Annotated in this window: 12 protein-coding genes and 1 pseudogene; 9 read left to right on the top strand and 4 right to left on the bottom strand. The window is 61.0% G+C overall.

The features are described 5' to 3' along the window. Positions 1-118: 118 nt before the first annotated feature. The 4 genes from BZ163_RS19280 (at position 119) to BZ163_RS19265 (ending at position 7,795) form a co-directional block, all read left to right on the top strand. Positions 119-2,569 (top strand): glycogen/starch/alpha-glucan phosphorylase, encoded by a 2,451-nt coding sequence (locus tag BZ163_RS19280; protein WP_128872242.1) that lies wholly within the window; start codon positions 119-121, stop codon positions 2,567-2,569. Between the two features lie 185 nt (positions 2,570-2,754). Continuing rightward, positions 2,755-5,976, top strand: coding sequence for a DUF2339 domain-containing protein (locus BZ163_RS19275; RefSeq protein WP_128872241.1), 3,222 nt, complete (start codon positions 2,755-2,757; stop codon positions 5,974-5,976). Positions 5,977-6,178: 202 nt separating this feature from the next. Further along, on the top strand, positions 6,179-7,189 hold the full coding sequence (locus BZ163_RS19270) for a class 1 fructose-bisphosphatase (RefSeq protein ID WP_128872240.1): 1,011 nt from the start codon (positions 6,179-6,181) through the stop codon (positions 7,187-7,189). Positions 7,190-7,192: 3 nt separating this feature from the next. Next, positions 7,193-7,795 carry a DUF924 family protein gene (locus BZ163_RS19265; RefSeq protein ID WP_128872239.1) on the top strand — a complete coding sequence of 201 codons (603 nt, stop codon included), beginning with the start codon at positions 7,193-7,195 and terminating at the stop codon, positions 7,793-7,795. Between the two features lie 123 nt (positions 7,796-7,918). Here the strand turns inward: BZ163_RS19265 and BZ163_RS36505 are convergent, their stop codons facing one another. The 3 genes and pseudogenes from BZ163_RS36505 to BZ163_RS19255 form a co-directional block, all read right to left on the bottom strand. After that, entirely contained in the window at positions 7,919-8,683 is a 765-nt protein-coding gene (locus BZ163_RS36505) for a methyl-accepting chemotaxis protein (RefSeq protein WP_371916821.1), read from the bottom strand. A 93-nt stretch (positions 8,684-8,776) separates the two neighbouring features. Then, positions 8,777-9,799: pseudogene (locus BZ163_RS36500) on the bottom strand (cache domain-containing protein); the annotation flags it as partial. An 88-nt stretch (positions 9,800-9,887) separates the two neighbouring features. Next, positions 9,888-10,088: a hypothetical protein gene (locus tag BZ163_RS19255; protein WP_128872237.1), complete on the bottom strand. Its 201-nt coding sequence runs from the start codon at positions 10,086-10,088 to the stop codon at positions 9,888-9,890. Between BZ163_RS19255 and BZ163_RS19250 the strand changes: the two genes are divergently transcribed. Beyond that, positions 10,072-10,326, top strand: coding sequence for a hypothetical protein (locus tag BZ163_RS19250; RefSeq protein WP_128872236.1), 255 nt, complete (start codon positions 10,072-10,074; stop codon positions 10,324-10,326). The genes BZ163_RS19255 and BZ163_RS19250 overlap by 17 nt on opposite strands. A 31-nt stretch (positions 10,327-10,357) precedes the next feature. Next, entirely contained in the window at positions 10,358-10,927 is a 570-nt protein-coding gene (locus BZ163_RS19245) for a lipocalin family protein (RefSeq protein ID WP_128872235.1), read from the top strand. A gap of 151 nt (positions 10,928-11,078) precedes the next feature. Here the strand turns inward: BZ163_RS19245 and BZ163_RS19240 are convergent, their stop codons facing one another. Next, positions 11,079-12,443, bottom strand: a complete 1,365-nt coding sequence (locus BZ163_RS19240) for a formimidoylglutamate deiminase (protein ID WP_128872234.1) — start codon at positions 12,441-12,443, stop codon at positions 11,079-11,081. A 200-nt stretch (positions 12,444-12,643) separates the two neighbouring features. On the opposite strand from BZ163_RS19240, the gene hutC reads away from it, so the two are divergent. The 3 genes from hutC (at position 12,644) to hutU (ending at position 16,091) form a co-directional block, all read left to right on the top strand. Beyond that, positions 12,644-13,312, top strand: coding sequence for a histidine utilization repressor (gene hutC, locus BZ163_RS19235; protein WP_228761636.1), 669 nt, complete (start codon positions 12,644-12,646; stop codon positions 13,310-13,312). Between the two features lie 9 nt (positions 13,313-13,321). Next, a complete protein-coding gene (locus BZ163_RS19230; RefSeq protein ID WP_128872232.1) occupies positions 13,322-13,891 on the top strand; it encodes a HutD family protein in 570 nt (189 codons plus the stop codon). Positions 13,892-14,408: 517 nt separating this feature from the next. Then, positions 14,409-16,091, top strand: a complete 1,683-nt coding sequence (hutU, locus tag BZ163_RS19220; protein WP_128872231.1) for a urocanate hydratase — start codon at positions 14,409-14,411, stop codon at positions 16,089-16,091. The last annotated feature ends 11 nt before the right edge of the window (positions 16,092-16,102 follow it).

The following is a 16,102-nucleotide window of genomic DNA, read 5'->3' as shown; positions in this document are numbered from 1 at the left end:
CGCGACAAGGTAATGTGGATCTATCTCACACTAACGGGGAAAACTGCCGAACCAGAGTTCCAACGACCTGTCTGACCGTCTAGGCTCAACTATTCCACGCTCGCCCGAGGTCCTATTGATGACTCAAGAACCACTTGTTCGCGAAGCCGAGGTGGCCGCATTTCGCGACGCCGTCTTGACCAAGCTCACCTATGCGGTGGGCAAAGACCCGGATCACGCCTTCGACCACGACTGGTTCGAGGCCATAGCCCTGGCAGCGCGCGATCACATGGTCGAGCACTGGATGGATCACACCCGGCAGATCTACCGCAAAGGTCAGAAACGGGTTTACTACCTCTCCCTGGAATTTCTTATTGGCCGGCTGCTCTACGACAGCCTCAGCAACCTCGGCCTGCTGGATGTGGCCCGCGAGGCCATGACCGAACTCGGCGTCGACCTTGAGCGCATCCGCCTGCTGGAGCCCGATGCGGCCCTTGGCAACGGTGGCCTCGGTCGTCTGGCCGCGTGCTTCATGGAAAGCATGTCGACCCTCGGCATCGCCGGGCACGGCTACGGCATTCGTTATGAGCACGGCTTGTTCCGTCAGGCCATCGTCGATGGCTGGCAGCAGGAACAGACCGAACACTGGCTGGATTTCGGCAACCCGTGGGAGTTCGAGCGGCCGGAGGTGGTTTATCCGATCGGTTTTGGCGGCAGCGTCGAAACCGTCACTGACGAAACAGGCAAATCCAAGCAGGTCTGGACCCCGGCGGAAACCGTGCGCGCGATTGCCTACGACACCCCGGTGGTCGGCTGGCGCGGGGCGAGCGTCAACACGCTGCGCCTGTGGCGTGCCCGCGCCATGGAAGATTTGCACCTGGAGCGCTTCAACGCCGGTGACCACTTGGGCGCCGTGGCTGAAGTTGCCCGGGCCGAAAGTATTTCCCGGGTACTCTACCCGGCCGACAGCACCGAAGCCGGCCAGGAACTGCGCCTGCGCCAGGAATACTTCTTCGTCGCCGCGTCCTTGCAGGACTTGCTGCGCCGCCATCGCAACATGCACACCTCGGTCCTGACCCTGGGCGACCACGCGGCCATCCAGCTCAACGACACTCACCCCTCGATCGCCGTGGCCGAGCTGATGCGCCAGCTGGTCGACGTGTACGACGTGGCGTGGGACGCCGCCTGGCAGGTCACCGTCGACACGCTGTCCTACACCAACCACACGCTGTTGCCGGAAGCGCTGGAAACCTGGCCGGTCGGGTTGATGGAGCGCATGCTGCCGCGGCACATGCAGATCATTTACCTGATCAATGCCCAGCACATCGACTCGCTGAGGGCCAAGGGCGTCCATGACTTCGAAGTGCTGCGGGCGGTGTCGCTGATCGAAGAAGACAACGGCCGTCGTGTGCGCATGGGTAACCTGGCGTTCCTCGGTTCCCACAGTGTCAACGGCGTATCCGCGCTGCACACGCAACTGATGCGCAAAACCGTGTTCTCCGAGCTGCACAAGCTCTACCCGGAGCGGATCAACAACAAGACCAACGGCATTACCTTCCGCCGCTGGCTGTACCAGGCCAACCCCGAACTGACCTCGATGATGGTCGATGCCCTCGGCCCGGATCTGCTCAATAACGCTGAAGAGCGCTTGCGCGACCTGGAACCCTTTGCCGAGAAAGCCGCGTTCCGCAAGGCGTTTGCCGACCAGCGCCTGCACAGCAAGAAAACTCTGGCGTTTATCATCCACGAGCGGCTGGGGGTGGCGGTCAACCCGGCGGCGATGTTCGACGTACAGGTCAAGCGGATCCACGAATACAAACGGCAGTTGCTGAACCTGCTGCACACCGTCGCGCTCTATCAGGCGATTCGCGCAGAGCCGGAAGTCGACTGGGTACCGCGGGTGAAGATCTTCGCCGGCAAGGCCGCAGCCAGTTATCACCAGGCCAAGCTCATCATCAAGTTGACCAACGACATTGCCCGGGTCGTGAACAACGACCCGACCGTGCGCGGCTTGCTCAAAGTGGTGTTCCTGCCCAACTACAACGTCAGCCTGGCGGAAAGCATCATTCCGGCGGCGGATTTGTCGGAGCAGATTTCTACCGCGGGCTTCGAGGCGTCGGGCACCAGCAACATGAAGTTCGGCCTCAACGGTGCGTTGACCATCGGCACCCTGGACGGGGCCAACGTGGAAATGTGCGAGTTCATTGGCGCCGAACACATGTTCATCTTCGGCCTCAGCGCCCAGCAGGTCGAGGCGCGCAAGCAGAACCACGAGTTTAATGCGACGCCGGATATCGCCGCGTCCCACCGCCTGAATGACGTGCTGCAGGCCATTCGCGGCGGCGTGTTCTCGCCGGATGATCCGTCGCGTTATACCGGGCTGATCGATTCGCTGATCGACTACGACCGTTTCCTGGTCTGCGCCGACTTCGATTCCTACTGGGACGCGCAGATGCGCGTTGAAGCCCATTGGCACGATTCCCAGGCATGGTGGCGTTCGGCGGTATTGAACACCTCCCGGATGGGCTGGTTCTCTTCCGACCGGACCATTCGCGAGTACGCCACGGATATCTGGAAAGCGCTGGAGTAAGCCTTCGTTCGGGTCGATATAATGTCGCCCCGGAAAAGATCGCAGCCTTCGGCAGCTCCTACAGTCGGCGTTCACCTGACATCGGGTGAATGCGGTCGGTGCAGGCGCTGCCGGACGCTGCGATCTTTGCTGTACGGGCTGCGCTAATCTTCTTTGATTGGCCACTGCGCTTAGGGATATCGACCATGCAATGGATGTTCATGCTGATTGGCCTGGTGCTGGGCTGGATGCTCGACGAGTCGTTCAGCGATGCGCTGTTGGGCGCATTGCTCGGGTTGGGGATCGGCCAGGCCATTTGCATCGGCCGTCTGGGTTCACAGGCCGCCGAGCAACGCTTGCTGCTTGAAAAGGCACAGGTTGCACTGCATGCGGTCGAGCAGCGTCTGGTCATGTTGGAGGTGTCAGGCGTCAAATCGGCTGAAGTCCGCGAGCCCGCTCCGTCCGCTGAAATCATTGTCGATGATGTTTCTGCCCAACCCCCCGAATTGATCTGGGAACTCCCGCCCGAACTCGAACCGATATCGGTTGCGGCCACCGAAACCAGGCCCCCGCCGCCCGTCGATGCCTGGAAACCCGAGCCGGTTGCCCGCAAACCGCATCAATCGGCCATCCCTCGCGACCCCGATTTGATCGAACGCGCTATCAGCGTCGTCCGCGCCTGGCTGTTCGGCGGCAACACCGTCCTGCGAGTCGGCGTGGTGCTGTTGTTCCTTGGCCTGGCATTTCTACTGCGTTATGCCACCGAAGGCATGGTGGTGCCGATTGAGTTGCGTTACGTCGGCGTCGCGACGGCGGCATTGGTCCTCCTGGGGTTGGGTTGGTGGCTCAGGGCGCGCAACAGCCAATACGCACTGGTGCTGCAAGGCACCGGGATCGCGGTGTTGTACCTGACCGTGTTTGCCGCGATGCGCCTGCATCCGCTGCTCGATCCATCGACGGCGTTGGCTCTGCTGGTCGCGGTGACGCTGTTCTCGGCGACTCTGGCCATTACCCAGGACGCTTTGGGGCTGGCTGTCGCTGCGGCACTCGGCGGTTTCGCGGCGCCTATCCTGACGTCCACCGGCGTCGGCAATCACGTTGTGCTGTTCAGTTACTTCGCCTTGCTCAATGCCGGCATCCTCGCCATCGCCTGGTTCAAGGCCTGGCGTTTGCTCAACCTGATCGGTTTTGTCGGCACCTTCGGCATCGGTTTGGCCTGGGGCCTGCGCGCCTATGCACCGGACCTGTTGTGGAGCACCGAGCCGTTCCTGATTCTGTTCTTCCTGATGTACCTGGCCATCGGCCTGCTATTTGCCCGGCGCAAGCTGCTGGAGAGGGCTGACGCGGCCGGGGATGACAGCCGCGAGGCGCTGCCGCGCCGGTCGTCGCGCAAGGGTGACTATGTCGACGGCACCTTGCTGTTCGGCCCGCCGCTGGTGGGCTTCGGCTTGCAGTTCGCGCTAGTGCGGCACCTGGATTTCGCCGCGGCGTTCAGTGCGTTGGTGTTGGGCATGATCTACATGGGGCTCGCCCGATGGCTGAACGGGGGGCGGACCTTGCTGCTGGCGCAAACCTGTCTGGCGCTGGGTGTGATCTTCGCCACCCTGGCGATTCCGCTGGGGCTCGACGCCCGCTGGACGGCTGCCGCCTGGGCAGTGGAAGGTGCGGGGATTTTCTGGCTCGGCCTGCGTCAGCAACGACCGCTGGCCCGGGCCTTTGCCCTGCTGCTGCAACTGGGTTCGGCGCTGGCGTTCCTCGGTGAACTGCGCATGGGCGCGAGCAGCCTGCTGGGCGGGGCGCCGCTGGGGGCGTTGATGCTCGGCGGGGCGTTGTTGTTCAGCTTCTATCAATTGCGCAGCGCATTGCCTGGACAGGCTTCGCAGTGGGAGCGTAAAGGGTTGCCAGTGCTGGCCAGCCTCGGTCTGGCCTTTCTGTACTTGCTGGCACCGCTGTTTTTCTTCACCCAAGGTACGGCGATCAGTTGGGCGCTGGCGGGGTTGGCGACGCTGTTTGTCGGCTTGCGTCTGCAATCCTGGACGATCCTGTTCAACGCTTTTGCCGTGCAATTACTGGGCGGCGCGGCGTTCCTGCTGGCCGGACCTGATCTGTTCGGGCCGTTGGCCGGCGAAGGTCTGCGCCCCTTGGCCCATGGCGGTTTCTGGACCCCGTGGGTGCTGGGCCTGGCCGCGATGGTCGGGGCTTGGCGGTTGCAGTTCGGCAACCCTGCCTCGGCGCTCGATACATCGAGTGTGCAGCGTTTGTCCGACGTGTTGCTGGTGTGGGGCGCGCTCTGGTGGGCGCTGGCGTGGATCGGTGAAGTGCTGCGGTTTGCCCCTGTGAATGTGCAAGCGACGTTATTGCTGTGGGTCGCGGCGATCAGTGTCGCCTTGTGGGCAATGTTGGCGCTGCGTCTGAAATGGCCGTCATTGGGATTGCTCTGCACCGTGCTGATGCCCGCCGCCGGCCTGGTTTTGCTGGCGGCTTGGCACTCGCGTTATCACCCGGCTGCCAATATCGCCTGGTTAGCCTGGACGGCGGTGTTCGTTGTGCATTTCATTTCCCTGCGGCGTCTGGCGCCAATGTTGCCGGCGCGTCCCCTGAGCACCGCGCATGTCCTAGGCTGTTGGCTGCTGATCGGAGTACTCGCGCTGGAGTTGCGCTACGGCTTGATGGTGTTGTCCGAGCACTACAACGCCTGGCGCTGGTTGGGTTGGGCAATGCTGCCAAGCCTGTATCTGGTGCTCGCGGCTGCGCCCCGTGCCTGGCCTTGGCCGGTGTCGGCTTATCCCCGGGAATACCGTCTGTACGCGGCAGCCCCCCTGGCATTGTTGATGCTCGGCTGGTTCTGGCTGGCGAACGTCGTCAGTGATGGCACTGCCGAGCCGCTGCCCTATGTGCCACTGATCAACCCCCTGGAGTCAGGCCTGCTGTTCGCGCTGTTCGGCGTCTACGTCTGGTCACGCAGCGCGGTGACGCAATGGGCGATTCGCAAGGATTACGCCGCGCAAGCCGCGCGGCTGATCGCCGGGGTTTCGCTGTTTGCATTCTTTACTGCGCTGGTGATGCGCACCGCCCACCACTGGGGCGATGTGCCATTCGAACTGGATGCCTTGCTCGACTCCATGCGGGTTCAGGCCGGCCTCTCCATCGTCTGGACCTTGATCGCCCTGAGCCTGATGATCGGCGGTCATCTGCGCCATCGCCGCGAGGTCTGGCTGATCGGTGCGGCGCTGATCGGCGTAGTGGTGGCCAAGCTGTTCTTTGTCGAATTGAGCAACCGCGGCGGGCTGGCACGGATCGTGTCGTTTATCGGGGTGGGTGTCTTGCTGTTGGTGGTCGGTTATTTCGCCCCGTTGCCGCCCAGGCGCGTTGATGCTGTGCCTGATCCTGCAAAACCGGCCCCGCAAACCGAAGGCGTGTCGTCTTGAGTGGACAAATGTACGCATTCCAATGGAGGCGCGAACCTGCTGCTAAAGGCGATTTATCTGGCGGAAAAGACGCCGGTTTCGAACTACGCTCATCCGGGGGCATGAACTCTATTGGGTGTAACACGTCTGATAGGAGGAAATGCGCCCCGACTCGCGTTAAACTGCGCGGGTTTTCAGCCCCCCCATTCCACCGGAGCCTTCCATGTCCCGCGTTACCTTGAGTCGCTATTTGATTGAGCAGACCCGTAGCAACAACACCCCTGCCGATCTGCGTTTCCTGATCGAAGTGGTGGCGCGTGCTTGCAAAGAGATCAACCACGCCGTGTCCAAAGGCGCCCTCGGTGGTGTTCTGGGCAGCATGGGCACTGAAAACGTTCAAGGTGAAGTGCAGAAAAAACTCGACGTGATCTCCAACGAGATCCTGCTCGAAGCCAACGAATGGGGCGGTCACCTGGCCGGCATGGCGTCCGAAGAAATGGACAACGCCTACCAGATCCCGGGCAAATACCCGAAAGGCGCGTACCTGCTGGTGTTCGACCCGCTGGACGGTTCGTCGAACATCGATATCAACGCGCCGGTCGGCACGATCTTCTCGGTACTGCGTTGCCCGAACGAATACCTGAGCCAGAACGAGCCCTTGAACGAAAAGGCTTTCCTGCAGCCAGGCACCGAACAAGTGGCTGCCGGTTACGCGATCTATGGTCCACAGACCATGTTGATCCTGACTCTGGGCGACGGCGTGAAAGGCTTCACCCTGGACCGTGAAATGGGCAGCTTCGTGCTGACTCACGAAGACATCAAGATCCCGGAAACCACCCAGGAATTCGCGATCAACTCGTCCAACCAGCGTCACTGGGAAGCGCCGGTACAACGCTACGTCAGCGAACTGCTGGCTGGCGAAGAAGGCCCGCTGAAAAAGAACTACAACATGCGCTGGGTCGCGGCGATGGTCGCCGATGTGCACCGCATCCTGACCCGTGGTGGCTTGTTCATGTACCCACGCGACAGCCGCGAGCCGTCCAAGCCGGGCAAGCTGCGTCTGATGTACGAAGCCAACCCGATGTCGTTCCTGGTTGAACAGGCCGGCGGCGCTTCCACCGATGGCCATCAGCGCATCCTCGACATCAAGCCCGACGGCTTGCACCAGCGTGTCGCGGTGTTCCTCGGTTCGAAAGAAGAAGTCGCACGCGTCACGGCTTACCACAAGGAATAAACCATGACCGCGCCCTGGCAGCCGTTGCTCGAGTGGTGGTTCGGTACGTTCGAATCCCCCAGCGAAATAGCGGCTGACAAGGGCAGGTTATGGTTTGGCAAACGCGACAGCCAGGACCTCGAAGCGCGGACGCGTTTCGGGGGCTGGGTCGAGCAGGCACTGGCCGGCGGATTGACCGAGTGGGCGCAACGTCCCGATGGTTGGCTGGCCCTGGTGTTGTTGCTCGATCAACTGCCGCGGATGATCTTTCGCGACTCTCCAAAATCCTTTTCCGGCGATCTCAGGGCCCAGGCGCTGGTGGCGCAAGGCATTGCTGCGGATTTCGACCGGCAGTTGCGGCCTATCGAGCGGGTGTTCATCTACCTGGTGTTCGAGCACTGCGAGAATCTGGCGGTGCAGAATGAAGCCGTTTCCAGGTACATCGATCTGGTTGCGCAACAGCCGGAGTCCGATCGGACACTGTTCAACGATTACCTGGACTATGCCGAGCAGCATCAGCAGGTGATTGCGCGGTTTGGGCGGTTTCCGCACAGGAATGCGGTGTTGGGAAGGGAGTCTACTGCTGAGGAGTTGGCGTTTCTCTCCAGGCCGGGCTCTCGGTTTTAGTTTTCGATTGCTGCTGATGCCGCCTTCGCGGGCAAGCCTCGCGCCTACAGGGCTAGTGCAGTATTTGATACCGCGCATAACCTGTAGGAGCGAGGCTTGCCCGCGAAGAGGCCGATTCAGACACTAGATCCTGAAACTGCCCACCAACTGTTTAAGCCGCGCCGCCTGCTGCTCAAGATCGGAACACGCACGCAAGGTCGCCTGCAAGTTCTCCACCCCTTCCTGATTCAGCGTGTTGATCTCGGTAATGTCGACGTTGATCGACTCCACCACGGCCGTCTGCTCTTCCGTCGCCGTCGCCACCGACTGGTTCATCCCGTCGATCTCGCCGATGCGCGCAGTGACGCTGCCCAGGCGTTCGCCAGCCTGATTGGCGATGCCGACGCTGCTTTCGCTCTGGCGCTGGCTGTCGGTCATGATGCTGACCGCTTCCCGGGCGCCCACTTGCAGTTCCTCGATCATCTTCTGCACTTGCTGCGCCGAATCCTGAGTGCGATGGGCGAGGTTGCGCACTTCGTCGGCGACCACGGCAAACCCGCGTCCGGCTTCGCCCGCACGCGCCGCTTCAATGGCTGCGTTGAGCGCCAACAGGTTGGTCTGCTGCGAGATGCTGGTGATCACTTCCAGAATCTGCCCGATGTTGACCGTGTTGCTGTTGAGCGTCTCGATGTTGCCGCACGAATCGCTGATCTTCGCCGAGAGCTGTTGCATCGCCGCGATGGTTTTATCCACCACTTGCTGACCATCCTCGGCCAGGCTGCGGGCATCGCTCGAGTGCTGGGAGGCGAGGGCGGCGTTCTGGGCGATTTCCTGGGCGGCAGCGCCCAATTCGTTGATGGCCGCGGCGACGCTGCTGGTGCGCGAGGCTTGCTGATCGGAGTTGAACATCGACGAGTTCGACGCGGCCACCACCCGCAAGGCCACTTCGTTGACCTGGCCGGTCGCCGAGGCCACTTCCCGAATCGAGCTGTGGATACGTTCGACAAAACGGTTGAACGAGGTGCCCAGCGCGCCGAATTCGTCATGGCCGTGGATGGTCAGGCGTTTGGTCAGGTCGCCTTCGCCTTCGGCGATGTCATGCATCGCGCGACCCATGGTCAACAGCGGCTGCATCAGGAAGCTGATCAACATACCCAGCAGCGCGATGATGATCACCACCGCGATCACCATGGCAATGATCGCCGAGGTGCGAAATTCGCTGAGCATCGCGAAGGCGGTTTCCTGGTCCAGTACCAGCGCGACATACCAGTCCGCCGACGGCACGCCGTTGACGTGGGTGAAGGAGATGAACTGGCGCTTGCCGTCGATCTCGACTTCTTTCATCCCCGGGCTGACTTTTGGCGTGCCGTTCGGGTAAGCGTCGACCAGACCCTTGAGTACCAGTGTGCTGTCCGGGTGGATCAGGATCTTGCCGTCGGCGCTGACGATGAACGCATGGCCGTGACCGCCGAAATTCAGCGAGTTGATGATGGCGCTGACACGGGACAGATCGATGTCTGCGCCGACGACGCCAATCATCTGGTTCTGATGCTTCACCGGGGTGGCGACGGTGATCACCAGTTTGCCTGACGAGGCCGCGATGTAGGGTTCGGTAACGATTGTCTGTTGCGCACTAGTGGCCGCCTTGTACCAGCCACGGGTACGGGGATCATAGTCCGCGGCGCGATTGCCGGCCGGAATCGAGAACATCACGCCATCTATGCCGCCGAAGTAACTCAGTTGGAAGTTGCTGGTGTAGGCCGGCAGGTCGATGGCGCGCTTGAGGCTGGCCTGGGCGCTGCCATCGACGGCGAGTTGCTGGGACAGCGATTGCAGCAACTGGATGCGGCTTTCCAGCCAGGTCTGAATATTGCTGGTGGTCAGGCTGCCGAGTTCCTGCATCGAGGCTTCGGTACTGCTGCGCAAGGTCTGGCGCTGGCGGTAGTCGTTGAACAGGATGAAACAAGCGAATGCAACGGCCACCACGAGGGCGGCAGCCAACAAGATCTTGTGGCTGAACTTCATGTTTCTGGTCATTAAATGATCTACCGCGGAGGGGGCTGGTGTAGGAGCAAGCTCGCTCCTACCTGTGTCGACTGGCCGGCGTCAAAGATTAGGCGTCTTTTGTCAAAATCGACGAAATATCCAACAGCAAAGCAAAGGGGCTGATTTTGCGGAAATAACCCAGACCAATGGCGAAACAAATAGCCGAACGGTCGGGGAACCACATGAGGGTTTTCTCTTCTAAGCTACTGCTTGGCAGACATGCCATTCCCCTTCGCCCCAGGAGCCACACCATGTCGCTGCGTTCCATCGCCCTGCTTTCGTTCTGCGTGTTGTTGGCTGCGTGCAGCAAGGTCAATCAGGAAAACTATTCGAAGCTGTCGGCAGGCATGCCCAAGGCCGAGGTTGAAACCTTGCTGGGTAAACCCGCCGACTGCTCGGGTGCGCTCGGCATGTCCAGCTGCACCTGGGGCGACAAAAACAGCTTCATCAGCGTGCAGTACGCCGGTGACAAAGTGCTGATGTTTTCCGGCCAAGGCCTGAAGTAATCCGGGGCTATACGCCCACGGGAGAAAAACAATGAAGCGGTTACTGATTTTACTTTTTGCCGGCCTGATACTAGCCGGCTGCGCCACTTCCGGCGAAGACCCGTTGGCGCCCAAGACCGTCGACAGTGTCAACCTCAAGCGTTACCAAGGCACCTGGTACGAGCTGGCTCGTCTGCCCATGTACTTCCAGCGCAACTGCGCGCAATCCGAAGCCCATTACACCCTCAAGCCTGACGGCAACGTGCTGGTGTTGAACCGCTGCCTGACGTCGGACTGGCAATGGGAAGAGATCAAGGGCACGGCGTCTCCGCAGGTGCCCGGCAAGACTGACAAGCTCTTGGTCGAATTCGACACCTGGGTCTCGCGTTTGCTGCCAGGTATGGTGAAGGGAGAATACTGGGTGTTGTACGTCAGCGAAGACTACAAGACGGCAATCGTTGGCGACTCGAGCCGCAAATATCTGTGGCTGCTGTCGCGGACTCCGACGGTTAACGGTGTAGTGCGTGAAGAACTGCTGAGCAAGGCGCGTCAGCAGGGCTACGACACCACGCGTCTGATCTGGCGCGCATCGGATGCGCAGATGGCCAAGACCTCGAACTGAGCACGCATATCCCCCCTGTAGGAGCTGGCTTGTGTAGGAGCTGGCTTGCCAGCGAAGGCGGTTTACCAGTCAACATCATCGTTGAACCTGATCGCCTCTTCGCTGGCAGGCCAGCTCCTACAGGAGGTTTGCATCAACCAGGGTGTTTGCGTCAGCCGAGGAGATCGCGCAAGACCTGGGTGAACGCTCGGTTGCTCTCTTCTTCGTCGGCATGACGCCCGTCACGCACAACCCACTGGCCATTGACCAGCACATCGCGCACCTGCCGATCACCACCGGCAAACAACCAACGGTTCAAGATCCCGTCACCACTGGCCGTCGCCAGGTACGGATCATTGCCGTCCAGCACCAGCCAATCCGCACGCTTGCCAACTTCCAGTGCGCCGATCGGCTGCCCCATTGCCTGAGCCCCGCCCTCCAGCGCCGCGTCATACAGCGTGCGGCCAACCATTGGCTGATCCGCGCCATACAACCGGTTACGCCGCTGATCACGCAGCCGCTGGCCGTATTCCAGCCAACGCAATTCTTCCACCACGCTGAGCGACACATGGCTGTCGGAACCGATGCCCATGCGCCCGCCCTGGGCCAGGAAATCCACCGCAGGGAAAATCCCGTCGCCGAGGTTGGCTTCGGTGGTCAGGCACAGGCCGGCAATGGCGCGGCTCTTGGCCATCAGCGTGACTTCTTCCGGGTTGGCGTGGGTGGCGTGGACCAGGCACCAGCGTTGATCGACTTCGGTATTTTCGTACAGCCATTGCAGCGGACGCCGGCCACTCCAGCCCAGGCAGTCATCGACTTCCTTCTGCTGTTCGGCGATGTGAATGTGTACCGGGCACTGTGGGTCGCTGGCTGCCAGCACTTCGCTGATCTGCTGCGGTGTGACTGCACGCAACGAGTGGAAACACAGCCCCAGCGACTGTGCCGGCTGTTGCGCCAGGATCGGCTGCAAGCGCGACTGCAGCTTGAGATAGTTTTCGGTGCTGTTGATAAAGCGCCGCTGGCCATCGTTCGGGGCCTGGCCGCCGAAACCGGAATGGCTGTACAGCACGGGCAACAGCGTCAGGCCGATGCCGGCGGCACTGGCAGCCTGGCTGATGCGCAGGGCCAGTTCGGCCGGGTCGGCGTAAGGCTGACCATTGCTGTCGTGATGCACGTAATGAAATTCCGCGACCGAGGTATAACCGGCCTTGAGCATTTCGATGTACAGCTGACGCGCGATGACGCCGAGTTGATCCGGGCTGATTTTTCCGACGAGGCGATACATCAAATCGCGCCAGGTCCAGAAACTGTCGTTCGGATTACCCGCCACTTCCGCCAGCCCGGCCATGGCCCGCTGGAAGGCGTGGGAGTGCAGGTTGGGCATTCCCGGCAGCAGCGGACCGCTTAGCCGTTCGGCGCCATCTGCGTGAGAATCGGCCTGGATATGGGTCAGGATGCCCTCGGCATTGACCTCAAGACGTACATTGTTGGCCCATCCACTAGGCAGCAGCGCGCGATCGGCAAAGAAGGCGGACATGGTTCAGCACCCCATCGTGTGTTATTTGTATATACATATACAGACGTTTGCCTGCCCGGTAAACTCCGGCAAGCTAGCAATCTCTATCAGATGAACAAGGATTACCCGTGCCGACTCCGCCAGCCACATTGCCGCCAAATGCCAATCTGAGCGCCAATCTGGGCGACAGTCCGGCGCCCTTGTATGCCCGCGTCAAACAAATGATCACCCAGCAGATCGACAGTGGAAACTGGCCGCCGCACTACCGCGTTCCGTCGGAAAGCGAGCTGGTCAGCCAGCTGGGTTTCAGCCGCATGACCATCAACCGGGCCTTGCGCGAGATGACCGCCGACGGTCTGCTGGTGCGCATGCAGGGCGTCGGGACCTTCGTCGCCGAGCCGAAAAGCCAGTCCGCGCTGTTTGAAGTGCACAACATCGCCGATGAGATCGCCTCTCGTGGCCATCGCCACGCCTGCAAGGTGATCATCCTTGAAGAAGAGGCCGCCGGTTCCGAGCGGGCGCTGGCGCTGGACATGCGTGAAGGCCAGAAGGTGTTCCACTCGTTGATCGTGCATTACGAGAACGATATCCCGGTGCAAATCGAAGACCGTTTCGTCAACGCACTGGTGGCGCCGGACTACCTCAAGCAGGATTTCACCCTGCAAACGCCCTACGCCTACCTGAATCAGGTCGCGCCGCTGACCGAAGGCGAGCACGTGGTCGAGGCGATTCTGGCCGAGCCGTCCGAATGCAAATTGCTGCAGATTGAAAAAGGCGAGCCGTGCCTGCTGATTCGTCGCCGGACCTGGTCCGGCCGTCAGCCGGTGACGGCCGCCCGTTTGATCCACCCGGGTTCGCGCCATCGTCTGGAAGGGCGCTTTCATAAGTAAGGGGCAAAGATGAGTCAGTTGAAAGTCTTGCGCGCGGCCGATTACCCGCGCATGCCGTGGAAAAACGGTGGCGGCAGCACTGAAGAAATTACCCGTGATGCCGGCGCCGGTCTCGATGGTTTCGGTTGGCGTCTTTCGATTGCCGATATCGGCGAATCGGGCGGCTTCTCGACGTTCGCCGGTTATGAGCGGGTGATCACCGTGCTGCAGGGCGAGGGCATGATCTTGCGCGTTGACGGCCAGGACACTCGGCCATTGTTACCGCTGGACCCGTTCGCCTTCAGCGGCGAGAGCCAGGTGTCGTGCGCGCTGCTCGGCGGGCCGATTCGCGATTTCAACCTGATTTATGCGCCGCAGCGTTACAGCGCGCGGTTGCAGTGGCTGGCGGGCGAGCAGCGGTTTTTCAGTTCGGCGGGTACGGTGTTGGTGTTCAGCGTGGCCGATGCGCTGGAAGTGAAGGTCGGTAACAACGCCTCACAACTGGATCGCCATGATTGCCTGCGACTGGACGGTAACGCGGGTTTGCTGGACGTCTCCGTGAACGGCCAATGCTGCGTGATTGAACTGACTGCACGCTGATCCATCACCCTGTCGCGGGCAAACATGACCCCCTGTAGGAGCGAGCTTGCTCGCGAAGGTCGCTAACGATAACGCGTTAAAACCAGATGCCCGCGGTGCATTGAGATTCTTCGCGAGCAAGCTCGCTCCTACAGGGGGTGATCTTTGCCCGCGATGTCGTTTCCCTCCCCCAAATCCGTTTCTTACAGCGCACCAACTTGTTACCGAACGCCCCAGCGTGGCGCAAAAACCATGCTCAAGTAACAGCCGTCACCCTCCCGCAAAAACTCCCCCGAAAAATTTCATCTTCGTCAGAGCCCTTGATCCAGGCCTCTTTCAGCCCTTTCAAAGCTCTTCTTGAATCCTCATCCAGCAAGTTGGCCGCATGATTGCATATGCTTGTATGTACAAGTAAAGACGTATGCGTATGAGTCACGAAGACTCGACCGGCGTCCACTGATTCGCTGGTGTGCCTTTCTGCTCACCGGCTTGCTCGCCCACTGGGTTGGTTTGGATTGATTGCTGAGGAGTTCTTTTCGTGACTGAGAATAAACCTACAAAGTTTCGTGACGTTGAAATCCGCGCAGCCCGCGGTAACAAACTGACCGCCAAGAGCTGGCTGACTGAAGCGCCGCTGCGCATGCTGATGAACAACCTCGACCCGGAAGTCGCCGAGAACCCTAAGGAATTGGTGGTTTATGGTGGTATCGGTCGTGCGGCACGCAACTGGGAATGCTACGACAAGATCGTTGAAAGCCTGACCAACCTGAACGACGACGAGACCCTGCTGGTGCAATCCGGCAAGCCGGTCGGCGTGTTCAAGACCCACACCAATGCCCCGCGCGTACTGATCGCCAACTCCAACCTGGTGCCGCACTGGGCGAGCTGGGAACACTTCAACGAACTGGACGCCAAAGGCCTGGCCATGTATGGCCAGATGACCGCCGGCAGCTGGATCTACATCGGCAGCCAGGGCATCGTCCAGGGCACCTACGAAACCTTCGTCGAAGCCGGTCGCCAACACTACAACGATGACCTCAAAGGTCGTTGGGTCCTGACCGCCGGCCTCGGCGGCATGGGCGGCGCTCAACCACTGGCTGCGACCCTGGCCGGCGCTTGCTCGCTGAACATCGAATGCCAGCAGGTCAGCATCGATTTCCGCCTGAACAGCCGTTATGTCGATGAACAAGCCACCGACCTCGACGACGCGCTGGCCCGCATCGCCAAATACACCAAGGAAGGCAAGGCGATCTCCATCGCGCTGCTGGGCAACGCGGCGGAAATCCTGCCGGAACTGGTCAAGCGCGGCGTGCGCCCGGACATGGTCACCGACCAGACCAGCGCCCACGATCCGCTCAACGGTTACCTGCCGGCCGGCTGGACCTGGGAAGAGTACCGCGCTCGTGCCAAGACCGAGCCTGCTGCCGTGGTCAAAGCCGCCAAGCAATCGATGGCCGTGCACGTCAAAGCGATGCTCGAATTCCAGAAAATGGGCATTCCGACCTTCGACTACGGCAACAACATCCGTCAGATGGCCCAGGAAGAAGGCGTGGAAAACGCATTCGACTTCCCGGGTTTCGTGCCGGCTTACATCCGTCCGCTGTTCTGCCGCGGCATCGGTCCATTCCGTTGGGCTGCACTGTCGGGCAACGCTGAAGACATTTACAAAACCGACGCCAAGGTCAAGGAACTGATCCCGGACGACGCGCACCTGCACAACTGGCTGGACATGGCTCGCGAGCGCATCAGCTTCCAGGGTCTGCCGGCACGTATCTGCTGGGTTGGCCTGGGCCTGCGCGCCAAGCTGGGTCTGGCATTCAACGAAATGGTGCGTAGTGGTGAATTGTCCGCACCGATCGTGATCGGTCGTGACCACCTGGACTCCGGTTCCGTAGCCAGCCCGAACCGCGAAACCGAGTCGATGCAGGACGGTTCCGACGCTGTGTCCGACTGGCCACTGCTCAACGCCCTGCTCAACACTGCGAGCGGCGCGACCTGGGTTTCCCTGCACCACGGCGGCGGCGTCGGCATGGGCTTCTCCCAGCATTCGGGCATGGTGATTGTCTGCGACGGTACTGACGAAGCGGCCGAGCGTATCGCTCGCGTGCTGCACAACGACCCGGCGACCGGTGTCATGCGTCACGCCGATGCGGGTTATCAGATCGCGATCGATTGCGCCAAGGAACAGGGGCTGAACCTGCCGATGATTACCGGCAAATAAAACAGGCCTTG

This window comes from Pseudomonas sp. VI4.1, assembly GCF_002029345.1.
GTDB lineage: Bacteria > Pseudomonadota > Gammaproteobacteria > Pseudomonadales > Pseudomonadaceae > Aquipseudomonas.
This window is presented reverse-complemented; position numbering and strand designations above follow the sequence as displayed.

Excerpts from the sequence above, each read along its gene's own strand:
- BZ163_RS19265 (WP_128872239.1), top strand. The coding sequence starts at position 7,193 with ATGACCGCGCCCTGGCAGCCGTTGCTCGAGTGGTGGTTCGGTACGTTC.
- BZ163_RS19250 (WP_128872236.1), top strand. The coding sequence starts at position 10,072 with ATGTCGCTGCGTTCCATCGCCCTGCTTTCGTTCTGCGTGTTGTTGGCT.
- BZ163_RS19275 (WP_128872241.1), top strand. The coding sequence starts at position 2,755 with ATGCAATGGATGTTCATGCTGATTGGCCTGGTGCTGGGCTGGATGCTC.
- hutC (WP_228761636.1), top strand. The coding sequence starts at position 12,644 with ATGATCACCCAGCAGATCGACAGTGGAAACTGGCCGCCGCACTACCGC.
- BZ163_RS19270 (WP_128872240.1), top strand. The coding sequence starts at position 6,179 with ATGTCCCGCGTTACCTTGAGTCGCTATTTGATTGAGCAGACCCGTAGC.
- BZ163_RS19240 (WP_128872234.1), bottom strand. The coding sequence starts at position 12,443 with ATGTCCGCCTTCTTTGCCGATCGCGCGCTGCTGCCTAGTGGATGGGCC.
- BZ163_RS36505 (WP_371916821.1), bottom strand. The coding sequence starts at position 8,683 with ATGTTCAACTCCGATCAGCAAGCCTCGCGCACCAGCAGCGTCGCCGCG.
- BZ163_RS19280 (WP_128872242.1), top strand. The coding sequence starts at position 119 with ATGACTCAAGAACCACTTGTTCGCGAAGCCGAGGTGGCCGCATTTCGC.
- BZ163_RS19255 (WP_128872237.1), bottom strand. The coding sequence starts at position 10,088 with ATGGAACGCAGCGACATGGTGTGGCTCCTGGGGCGAAGGGGAATGGCA.
- BZ163_RS19230 (WP_128872232.1), top strand. The coding sequence starts at position 13,322 with ATGAGTCAGTTGAAAGTCTTGCGCGCGGCCGATTACCCGCGCATGCCG.
- BZ163_RS19245 (WP_128872235.1), top strand. The coding sequence starts at position 10,358 with ATGAAGCGGTTACTGATTTTACTTTTTGCCGGCCTGATACTAGCCGGC.